The sequence below is a fragment of the Ensifer sp. SSB1 genome (assembly GCF_016652895.1).
Lineage (GTDB): Bacteria > Pseudomonadota > Alphaproteobacteria > Rhizobiales > Rhizobiaceae > Ensifer.
This window is the reverse complement of record NZ_JAEPRP010000221.1, coordinates 1-10,566: the sequence shown is the minus strand read 5'-3', so window position 1 is coordinate 10,566 and position 10,566 is coordinate 1. Positions and strand designations below refer to the sequence as shown.

The 10,566-nt window shown below is 63.7% G+C and carries 7 protein-coding genes and 1 pseudogene; 6 read left to right on the top strand and 2 right to left on the bottom strand.

Features of this window, described 5'->3' with window-relative positions; genetic code table 11:
* The first annotated feature begins 4 nt into the window (after positions 1 to 4).
* From I8N66_RS33315 to I8N66_RS33290, 6 genes are all read left to right on the top strand, one after another.
* Positions 5 to 814: a class A beta-lactamase-related serine hydrolase gene (locus I8N66_RS33315; RefSeq protein ID WP_291163575.1), complete on the top strand. Its 810-nt coding sequence runs from the start codon at positions 5 to 7 to the stop codon at positions 812 to 814.
* 33 nt (positions 815 to 847) lie between these two features.
* The gene (locus I8N66_RS33310; RefSeq protein ID WP_291163566.1) at positions 848 to 2,392 is read left to right on the top strand and encodes an ABC transporter substrate-binding protein; all 1,545 of its coding nucleotides are present in this window, start codon (positions 848 to 850) and stop codon (positions 2,390 to 2,392) included.
* A 114-nt stretch (positions 2,393 to 2,506) separates the two neighbouring features.
* Positions 2,507 to 3,946, top strand: a complete 1,440-nt coding sequence (locus tag I8N66_RS33305; RefSeq protein ID WP_291163563.1) for a M20 family metallopeptidase — start codon at positions 2,507 to 2,509, stop codon at positions 3,944 to 3,946.
* Between the two features lie 258 nt (positions 3,947 to 4,204).
* Complete coding sequence (gene repA, locus I8N66_RS33300) at positions 4,205 to 5,458, top strand: plasmid partitioning protein RepA (protein ID WP_291163572.1); 1,254 nt, start codon at positions 4,205 to 4,207, stop codon at positions 5,456 to 5,458.
* Positions 5,459 to 5,463: 5 nt separating this feature from the next.
* Positions 5,464 to 6,540 (top strand): plasmid partitioning protein RepB, encoded by a 1,077-nt coding sequence (gene repB / locus I8N66_RS33295; protein ID WP_291163560.1) that lies wholly within the window; start codon positions 5,464 to 5,466, stop codon positions 6,538 to 6,540.
* Between the two features lie 339 nt (positions 6,541 to 6,879).
* Positions 6,880 to 9,765, top strand: a complete 2,886-nt coding sequence (locus I8N66_RS33290) for a DNA translocase FtsK (protein ID WP_291163569.1) — start codon at positions 6,880 to 6,882, stop codon at positions 9,763 to 9,765.
* 129 nt (positions 9,766 to 9,894) lie between these two features.
* Here I8N66_RS33290 and I8N66_RS33285 read toward each other — a convergent pair whose 3' ends face one another.
* Positions 9,895 to 10,143: a hypothetical protein gene (locus I8N66_RS33285; RefSeq protein ID WP_291163557.1), complete on the bottom strand. Its 249-nt coding sequence runs from the start codon at positions 10,141 to 10,143 to the stop codon at positions 9,895 to 9,897.
* Between the two features lie 227 nt (positions 10,144 to 10,370).
* Positions 10,371 to 10,566 (bottom strand): annotated as a pseudogene (locus tag I8N66_RS33280) (VOC family protein); the annotation flags it as partial.

Here is a 10,566-nt window from a genome sequence, read left to right as displayed (position 1 = left end):
CGCCATCGCCGCTGCCGAACCCTTCGTCACCCGTTTCCTGGTGCGCAACCTTCAGACCGGCGAAACCATCGGTCGCGGCGAGCATGAGGAGACGCCATCGGCCAGCACCCGCAAGACCTCGATCATGATGGCAGCGCTGAAGGCGGTGGCCGAAGGGCGGCTTAGCCTCGATGAGCCGATCACCTACGAAGCACGTCTCAGCAAGGAAGTGGCGAGCGGCATGTTCCGCTACCTGACGCCCGGCATCGTCATTTCGCTGCGCGATGCCATCGTCGGCATGATGGTGCTGAGCGACAATGTCTGCACCAAAATGGTGTTCGAGCGCCTGACGCTCGAAGAGGTCGACGGCTACTGCAAGGCGCTCGGCATGGTGGGCACGCACCACCGTTTCCTCATTCCGCCGTTGGCGTTGAAGCCCGACCATTCGCTGGCCGACGTCACCACGACGACGGCCGCCGACCAGGTGATGCTCCTGGAACTGATCCTCGCCGCTGAGCATGATGCCACGGCTGCCGCCAGGCTTGGCATTACGGTCGAACTCGCCGCCTTTGCCGTGCAGACGCTGAAGAACCAGGTGCTGCGCTACGGCATCCGCTCGCGACTGCCCTTCGATACGGTCGCCGCCTGCAAGGGTGGTCGCGGCAAACGCGGCCGCATGGATGCCGGCGTCGTCTATCGCGACGGCAAGCCGCTCTATGCCATCGCCGCCTTTACAGACGGCGTGCCTGCGCTGATGTCCGACGGCACGCCCGGCTACACCATCGCGCTCGAAACGATCGGCAAGCTGTCACAGGCCTGCTGGCGCGCTTTTTGAACCACACCAACAATCAGAAAAGAGAGAGGAACCATGAAGACCATACTTTTGGCCGGAACCATGCTGATGAGCGCGATCGCGCTCGGCCACGCACGCGACCTGACGGTCGCCCAGAGCTCGGACATCCGCAGCAACGAGCCCGGCGTCAACCGCGACGGCAACACTGACTCGGTGATCTTCCACATCGTTGAAGGTCTCGTCGGCTACGCCGAAAACGGCGAAGTGAAGCCGCTGCTCGCAAAGGGCTTCGAGGTTTCCGCCGATGGCCTGACCTATACGTTCAAGCTGCGCGACGACGTCAAGTTTCACAACGGCAAGCCGCTGACCGCGGAAGACGTGGTCTGGAACTGGAACCGCTACATGAAGCCGGAGACCAAGTGGACCTGTGCCGGCGACTTCGACGGCAGCAAGTCGATCAAGGTGACCAACGTCGCCGCAGCCGATGCGTCCATCGTCACCATGAGCATCGAGAAGCCGTCCGCCGTCTTCCTCGGCCTGATGGCGCGGCCGGAATGCGGTTACACCGGCATCGTCTCGAAGGATTCCGTCGGCGCCGACGGCGCCTTTGCTGCGCCCATCGGAACCGGACCGTTCAAGTGGGCCGAGTGGAAGAAGGGCGAGTATGTGCGGCTCGAAAAGTACGCCGACTACGTCTCGCCCGCCAATGACGGCAAGCCGGACGGCATGGTCGGCTCCAAGCGGCCGCTGGTGGATGGCATCAAGTTCATGGTGATCCCGGACGCTTCGACGGTAAAGACCGGCCTGCTCTCCGGCGCGCTGGATACCGCTGAAGTCTCGGCTGATCTGATTGCCGAGTTCAAGGACAGCGACACGATGCAGCTCATCGTCAAGCGCAACAACGGCAAGAACCTGCTCTACTTCCAGACCCGCGACAAGGTGCTGAGCAATGTGGCGGTGCGCCGTGCCATGGCCGAGGCACTCGATCTCGACCAGCTCGTTGCCGCCGTCTCCAACGGCACTGGCGAAGCCAACGCGTCGATGGTCTCCGCGGACTCGATCTTCTATTCGGACGTCCAGAAGACCAAGATCCCGATGGATCTCGAAAAGGCGAAGAAGAACCTCGCCGACGCCGGCTACAAGGGCGAGCAGATCACCATCATCGCCAACAAGCGCGGCAACGTGCCGAGCTTCCCGGCTGCCGTCGTCGCCCAGGCGATGATGCAGCAGGTCGGCCTCAACGTGCAGATCGAAGTGCTCGACTACGCGACCCAGGTCGATCGCCGTCGTTCCGGCAACTATCAGGTGATTTCGCAGTCGGTCGCCCCGCGCCTCGACCCGGCACTGATGTACAGCTTCTACGTCGGAAACAAGGACAAGAACGCATCGCTGATGTGGGACAATCCGAAGGCGATCGAACTGATGAAGGCGGCTTACGTCGAGGCCGACCAGGCCAAGCGTCAGGCGATCTTCGACGAATTCCACAAGCTGATGCTCGAGGAAGTCCCGGGGATCTTCATGTACGACATGGTCGATATCTGGGGCGCCACCAAGAAGCTGCATGGTGAGCCCGTGTGGCAGTCCAACACCCGCCTTTGGGAAGTGACCCTCGACGACTGATCCGGCCTCGGCCCGATCCGACCAATGAGATGGCGGCCGCTCGGCCGCCATCTTCGATCCACCGATAGCAAAACTGATGCGACCGCGCCCCGCGCCGTTGCAAAAGGAAGATTCATGCCAAAATCATCCGCCCTGACTGCCCTTGTCGAAACCGTCGAGGCGCTGAAGCCCGAATTCGCCGCCATGAGCGATGCCATATGGGACCATGCGGAGCTGAGCTTTCACGAGGAACAGTCCGCAGCGGCCCAGACCGCCATGCTGGAGAAGTACGGGTTTCGCGTGACGCGAGGGCTTGCCGAAATTGCCACGGCCTTCGTCGGCGAGATCGGTGAGGGCGGCCCGGTGATCGCCTTCCTCGGCGAGTTCGATGCGCTGGCCGGGCTTAGCCAGGTGGCGGGCGTTGCCGAGGCGCAGGCGGCGGTCGAGGGTGGCACGGGTCATGGTTGCGGCCACAATCTGCTTGGCACCGGCTCGCTGCTCGCGGCCGTCGCGCTTGCCCGCTACCTCAAGGAGAACAGGCTGCCGGGCACGATACGCTATTACGGTTGCCCCGGCGAAGAGGGTGGTTCCGGCAAGACCTTCATGGCGCGCGCCGGCGTCTTTGCCGATGTCGACACGGCGTTGACCTGGCATCCGGCGCCCTTCAATGGCGTTCGCTCGACCAACAATCTCGCCGTCCTCGAAATCTACTACCGCTTCAAGGGCGTGGCCGCGCATGCATCGAATGGCGCCCATCTCGGCCGCAGCGCGCTCGATGCCCTGGAACTGATGAATGTCGGCGTCAACTTCCTAAGGGAGCACATGCCGCAGGATTGCCGCGTGCACTATGCGATCACCGATGCCGGCGGCAAGGCTGCAAACGTCGTTCAGGCCCGCGCCGAGGCGCTCTATCTCGTACGCGCGCCGCAGATGCCGGAGGCCTTGGCGCTTGCCGCCCGCATCGACAAGATCGCCAAGGGGGCGGCGATGATGACCGAGACCGAGGTTGAGATCGTCTTCGACCGGGCGGCGACGAACCTCCTGCCCAACATTGCCCTGGAAACGGTGATCCACGAGAACATGGTGGCGCTGGGCCCGGTTCCCTTCGACGAGGCGGATATCGCGTTTGCCAAGGAAATCCAGAAGACGCTGACCCAGGAGGCGATCTCGAGCAGCATCCGCCTCTACCAGATCAAGGGCGACGTCTTTGCCAACAGCCGTCTCGACGGCTCGACAGGCCTGCACCTCGGGTTGCGCGACTTCGAGGGGCAGTCGCATTTTCGCGCAGGCTCGACCGATGTCGGCGATGTCAGCTGGAATACCCCGACCGCACAGTGCTGGGCGCCCGCCTGGGCGATCGGCACTGCGCCGCACACCTGGCAGGTCGTCGCGCAGGGCAAGAGCCCGGCCGCCCACAAGGCTTTCGCCCACGCCGCGAAGTCATTGGCGGCCACGGGTCTCGACCTGATCCTCGATGCCGACCTGCTGGCACGTGCAAAGGCGGAGTGGCGCGAAAAAACGGAGGATAAACCCTATCAGTGCCCGATCCCGACCCACATCGGTCCCAAGCTCTGATTGCTAATTTGACGGCTTTATCGAACGCCCGCGCCGCAGTCGCGGGCGTTTTCTTTTGCGAGATTGGCACCTTCGGCACATCGCTCGCATCCGCCTCCGATCGCGGCCCGACTCTTGACGCGAATCATAAGCTCGGGCATCTCTGTTACGGAGTTTTTCGAATAAGTGCTGATTGGCCGTATTTGAATATAATCTCTGTTAATGCCCTTCGGTCGCGTCGGACCGTCAGGTGCATGCAAGGAGTAGGGCGGAATGAATATGACGGCAACCCAGGCAAGGCAGGGCGCGGATCACTCCCAGGCCCGCCGTCCGGCCGACGAAGCGATCGCGGCGGATGCGCGCGCTCTTTCCGAACAGTTGAAGGCGATGCGCGAACGGCTTTTCCCGCCGACGGCGATGAAGACGCTTCGAAGCTTCACCTCCGGCGAGGCGGCCAAGCTGATCGGCGTTTCGGACGGCTATCTGCGCCAGCTTTCGCTTGCCGGAGAAGGTCCGCAGCCGGACACGGGCCTCGGCGGTCGCCGCTCCTATTCGCTGTCCGATATCAACGCGCTCCGCCGGCACTTGGCCGAACAGGCGCTTGCCAAGGGCAATGCCGCCAAGGCGCGCGGCTATCTGAAATGGCGCGACGCTGAAGCCGGCGAGCATCTGCAGGTGATCTCGGTCACCAACTTCAAGGGTGGCTCTGGCAAGACGACCTCGTCGGTCCACATAGCGCAATATCTGGCCATGACCGGTCACCGGGTGCTTGCCGTCGACCTCGACCCGCAGGCGTCGCTTTCGGCCCTCTTCGGCTACCAGCCGGAGCTCGATCTCACCGGCAACGACACGCTCTATGGCGCGATTCGCTACGATGCCGAAGCCCGCCCGCTCAAGGACATCATCCGCAAGACCTACTTCGACGGTCTCGATCTCGTTCCCGGCAATCTCGAGCTTCAGGAATTCGAACACACGACGCCACAGGCACTCAGCGCCCGCCACAACGGCAGCGATGCCGGCCCGCTGTTCTTTGCCCGCGTGCAGACGGCGCTCGCCAGCGTCGCCGACGACTACGATGTCGTCATCATCGATTGCCCGCCGCAGCTCGGTTATCTGACGCTCTCGGCCCTTTGCGCGTCGACCTCCGTCATCGTCACCGTGCATCCACAGATGCTCGACGTCGCGTCGATGAACCAGTTCCTCTACATGACGTCGGACCTTCTCAGTGTCGTGCGCGAAGCCGGCGGTGAACTGAACTTCGACTTCCTGCGCTATCTCGTCACCCGCTTCGAGCCGAACGACGGACCGCAGGCACAGATCGTCGGCTTCATGCGCTCGCTCTTCGGTGAGCGGGTACTGACCTCGGCCATGGTGAAGTCGACGGCGGTCTCGGATGCCGGTCTGACGAAACAGACGCTTTACGAGGTCGGGCGCGAGAATTTCACGCGCGCCACCTACGACCGCGCGGTCGAATCGCTGAACGCCGTCAACGGCGAGATCGAAGCACTCATTCATGCGGCATGGGGGCGCTGATCGGTATGGCTGGTAACCGCAAGAACGAACTGCGCGCCCTGTTCTCCGGCAACGTTCCGCCGGCAGGACCGGCCACACCGGCTGATGACACGCAATCTGCCGCAGCAGCGAACGCCCAGCCCGGCAACCCTGTGACGTCCAAGGCACCGCTTGCCGAAGTTCCCCGCGCGGCCTCCGGGGCGATCAAGGCCATGGGCCTTTCGCTCGGCAGCATCACCCGTGAGGCGGAAGAGGCGCGTGCACTGCGCGAAGCCTTGCATCAGGGCGAGCGCGTGGTCGAACTCGATCCGGACCTGATCGATGCTTCCTTCGTCGAGGACCGTCTGACCGACGGCGAAACCGATGATCCGGACTTCCTGGCCCTTGCCGACAGCATTCGCGACAGTGGACAGCAGTCGCCGATCCTGGTGCGCCCGCATCCGGAGAAGCAGGGCCGCTACCAGACGGCCTATGGCCACCGGCGCCTCAACGCGGTCCGCAGCCTCGGCATCAAGGTCAAGGCGATCGTCCGGCCGCTGACAGACGATGAGCTGGTGCTCGCGCAGGGCAAGGAGAACGCCGAGCGGCGCAATCTCTCCTTCATCGAGCGGGCGATGTTTGCCTCGGCACTTGCCGACCGCGGTTTCGATCGCAAGGTGATCGGCGAGGCGCTTGCCGTGCAGAAGAGCGAGTTGTCGCGTCTGATCCAGGTGGCCGAAGGCGTGCCGCCGGTCATCGCCCGCGCTATCGGCCCGGCGCCCAAGGTCGGCCGCGAGCGCTGGATGGCGTTCGGGGCACTGCTTGAAGACGAGGCCGCCGTTCAGGTCGCGCAGGAGGAGTGCCGCTCCCGCCGCTTCCTCGAAGCGGAAAGCGATCACCGTTTCCAGATCCTCTTCACCCGGCTGTCGCGCAAGCCGAAGCCGGAAACGGTAAAACCGGAAACGCTGGTCGATGCCGGCGGGCGGGCCTTTGCCAAGCTCAAGCGCGACGGCAAGAATGTCCGCATCGAGTTTGCCGCCGACGTTGATCCCGCCTTCGTCGACGAAGTGGCCGAGTTGCTTGCCAGGCATCATGCGACGTTTGCGTCCGGCCGCGAAGGCTGACCGGCTGCCGTTATCTCCGGGTCTTGTCGGGCCGGCGTGATGCTCTCACGCCGGCCCGATTCGTTTTCACAGCGAGGCTGGTAGTCTGCCACCACAGGTGGCCGGTCGAAGACGGTGACGGCGCCGTTCCCAAAGAAATATTTTCGACCGCGCGGCGTTGGCGACTGTCCGTCGCGCCCGCCTTGGCGGGCCGGGCCTTGGCGTGGCTTCCGGCCCACAGCGCGGCAACAATCGATGGCGGGTGACGGTCCGAAACGGGGCGTTGGAAGGGAGTTGTTAACCTTCATTTCCTATCGCTTAGGAGGCCCCGCGGCGATGTCTCTAGCTCTTCCAGGACCCATGCGTATTCCCAGGACAAACTTCTCACAGGCTGCTTTGCATGATGCAAACCAGGCGGATTATTTCGATGGTCCGCATGACGATGCGTTGAGCGGTATGCCCACCCATGAGGCGGACTCCGCCGACCCCTATCAGTTGTATGAGGCGCCGGCCGCCCCCCGCAGGCCAGCCAACCAGCAAACCGAAACCGTAAACCGTGCTGTCCGTCTTTACGGGCAGGGATCGGCCTATGCGCCGGCACAGGTGACGACGATGACGAGCGAACCCCTGCCGACTCTTTCCGAGATCGCCGGCCACTACGGCGATTCGACGTGGGAGAGCCATTTCTTCCTGGCGCCGAACGTGCGTTTCACCCGTACGCCGGAGCGCGAATTCATGAAGCGGCGCGCACCGCAGGTCGAGGAAAGCGAAGCGGCGAGCGAAGAAGCCTCGGTAACCGAAGTCGAAGCGGTAACCGTCGAGGTGACGGTCGAGCCTGCGCCGGTTTCCGTGGAAGCCGTCGAGCCCGCCATGGCGGCTCCGGTCGAGCCGACGCAAATGGAAGTGCCCGCGACTGCCGCCCAAGATGCGCCGCAGCCCGAAGTCACGCTGCCATCCTATAGTCCGTCCGAACTGTTGCGGATGCTGACGAACCAGCTGCCGACCTGGACCGCGGCGCAAAACACGATCGAACCGGCGATGCTCGAGCGTGTCGAAGCTCCGACCGATGACGGTGCAGTACTTGCGCCGGTTCTGACGCCGCCGCTCGCCGTTTCGGTGCCGGTCGCGGAGGTGCAGCCCGCGCCCGCTCAGGCCACAGCCGACGCTCCCGTCGATCAGAGCGCTGCGCATTCTGTCTTCCTGTCGGATTTCGCCTTCTTCGAATTCGGCCCTGCCGATGATGCCGAGGTTGCCGGCGCGGAAGCCGCGCATCCGAAGCCGTTTGTCGAGACGACCGCCCCGACACCGATGACACCCGTCGTCGCTCCCGCCGCCGTTGCGACCGCCTTGGTCACGCCGCCGGCGCCCGTGCGCCCGGTTGAAATCCGCCGCATGCCGCCGACGGCGATCACCTCGCTGTTCCGCGTCGTCGACGTCCGCGGCGCAAAGCCAGAGGATATGCCAGCACAGCAACCGCTTGCTGTCACCGCTGAGGCCGTTGCCGAGGTTGCGCCGGCACCTGTTGCCGTGGAGCCTGTGTCCGCAGCCGCTGCGGAAATCATCAACGCCGAACCGGTCGAGATCGATCAGCCGGCGCCGGTTGCCACGAAGGCGGCGATCACCATGCCGGCGCAGGTCACCCGCGCGCCCAGCAATATGCCGGCCATCGGTTCGACCGACCGCGCGCCGAGCGCCGACGGCTACGAGTTCCCGTCCGAGGAACTTCTCCAGGAAGCGCCCGTCGGCCAGGGCTTCTTCATGACGCAGGAGCAGCTGGAACAGAATGCCGGCCTGCTTGAAAGCGTGCTCGAAGATTTCGGCGTCAAGGGCGAAATCATCCACGTGCGTCCCGGTCCGGTCGTCACGCTCTATGAATTCGAACCGGCGCCGGGCGTGAAATCGTCACGCGTCATCAATCTTGCCGACGATATCGCCCGCTCCATGTCGGCGCTTTCGGCCCGCGTCGCTGTCGTACCCGGCCGCAACGTCATCGGTATCGAACTGCCGAACGCCACCCGTGAGACCGTCTATTTCCGCGAGCTGATCGAATCCGTCGATTTCCGCAAGACCGGCTACAAGCTGGCGCTTTGCCTTGGCAAGACGATCGGCGGCGAGCCTGTCATTGCCGAGCTTGCGAAGATGCCGCATCTGCTCGTCGCCGGCACCACCGGCTCGGGCAAATCGGTGGCGATCAACACCATGATCCTGTCGCTGCTCTATCGGCTGAGCCCGGATCAGTGCCGCCTGATCATGGTTGATCCGAAGATGCTCGAACTCTCCGTCTATGACGGCATCCCGCATCTGCTCACCCCCGTCGTTACCGACCCGAAGAAGGCCGTGATGGCGCTGAAGTGGGCCGTGCGCGAGATGGAGGATCGTTATCGCAAGATGTCGCGGCTCGGTGTCCGCAACATCGACGGCTACAACCAGCGCGCAGCCGCTGCCCGCGAAAAGGGCGAGCCGGTCATGTGCACGGTCCAGACCGGCTTTGAGAAGGGCACCGGCGAGCCGTTGTTCGAACAGCAGGAAATGGATCTGGCGCCGATGCCCTACATCGTCGTCATCGTCGACGAGATGGCCGACCTGATGATGGTCGCCGGCAAGGAGATCGAAGGCGCGATCCAGCGGCTGGCGCAGATGGCGCGTGCTGCCGGTATCCACCTGATCATGGCGACGCAGCGCCCCTCGGTCGACGTCATCACCGGCACGATCAAGGCGAACTTCCCGACCCGCATCTCGTTCCAGGTGACCTCGAAGATCGACAGCCGCACGATCCTGGGCGAACAGGGTGCCGAACAGCTGCTTGGCCAGGGCGACATGCTGCATATGCAGGGCGGCGGACGCATCGCCCGCGTCCACGGTCCCTTCGTCTCCGACCTCGAGGTCGAACACGTGGTCGCGCACCTGAAGACGCAAGGCCGTCCGGAATACCTCGAGACCGTCACGGCCGACGAGGAGGAAGAGGAGCCCGAGGAGGAGACGCCGGTCTTCGACAAGAGCGCGCTTGCCTCCGAAGACGGCAACGAGCTCTACGACCAGGCGGTCAAGGTGGTCTTGCGCGACAAGAAGTGCTCGACGTCCTACATCCAGCGCCGCCTCGGCGTCGGTTACAACCGTGCCGCCTCGCTGGTCGAGCGCATGGAGAAGGAAGGCCTCGTCGGCCCGGCAAACCATGTCGGCAAGCGCGAGATCATCTACGGCAACCGCGACCACATGAGCGCGCCCGACAACGACGACATGGATTGAGGGAAGCCGCCCTTGGGCGAACTTCAGGCTTGAACAAGGCCGGCCGCGAAGCTCGCGCTTCGCGGCCTTTTGTTTGCGTGGAAGCTGCAGAGACGGCAGTGACGGCGCAATATATGGCGCGAGCGTGAGCTACTTCACCGCGAACGCAGCGTCTGAAATTCCGGGTCGGGCTCCCAAATCCTGCTCGGTCATGGCATCAAAACTGCCGTAGTAGAACTCGGCACCGTAGTTCCAGACGCAGAGAATCGGAACCTTGCCGCTAACGAGTGCGAAACCGACGACCACCCCATTCGCATCGATGATCTTGCTTGCCGTCTCGATCGTTTGCTCTGTGACGGGCAAGCGGTCGAGCAACTGGTGGACTTCAACGGCCCCCATTCCGCCACGTCATAAGGCCCCTCAAGGGGCGGTTGTCTACGAGAATGCTTTCGCCGCCGCTCGCACATCGTATCCGGATCGCGGAGCGGTCGGAGAACTCGATGCGAAGAGCGATCGGATTGGTCCGATTCAAGACCCCTTTGAAGCTGAACAAATCCGCGCTGATCGATCGTATCTTCATTCCGGCCATCACGTGCGTCGAACAAAACAGTCAGGTGTCGGGGCGATCAGCAGCTTTCCGGCGCGTTGAAGACCGCTTCGAGCGCATGGCCATCCGGATCGATGACGAAGGCGGCGTAGTAGGCAGGCCCGTAGTGGAGCCGCAGGCCGGGCGCGCCGTTGTCCCGGCCGCCGCAAGATAGGGCGGCTTGATGGAATTTGTCGACGGCCAGTCGGTCCGGTGCCGCAAGGGCAAGGTGGAAG

Excerpts from the sequence above, each read along its gene's own strand:
- I8N66_RS33310 (WP_291163566.1), top strand. The coding sequence starts at position 848 with ATGAAGACCATACTTTTGGCCGGAACCATGCTGATGAGCGCGATCGCG.
- I8N66_RS33305 (WP_291163563.1), top strand. The coding sequence starts at position 2,507 with ATGCCAAAATCATCCGCCCTGACTGCCCTTGTCGAAACCGTCGAGGCG.
- repA (WP_291163572.1), top strand. The coding sequence starts at position 4,205 with ATGACGGCAACCCAGGCAAGGCAGGGCGCGGATCACTCCCAGGCCCGC.
- repB (WP_291163560.1), top strand. The coding sequence starts at position 5,464 with ATGGCTGGTAACCGCAAGAACGAACTGCGCGCCCTGTTCTCCGGCAAC.
- I8N66_RS33290 (WP_291163569.1), top strand. The coding sequence starts at position 6,880 with ATGCGTATTCCCAGGACAAACTTCTCACAGGCTGCTTTGCATGATGCA.
- I8N66_RS33285 (WP_291163557.1), bottom strand. The coding sequence starts at position 10,143 with ATGGGGGCCGTTGAAGTCCACCAGTTGCTCGACCGCTTGCCCGTCACA.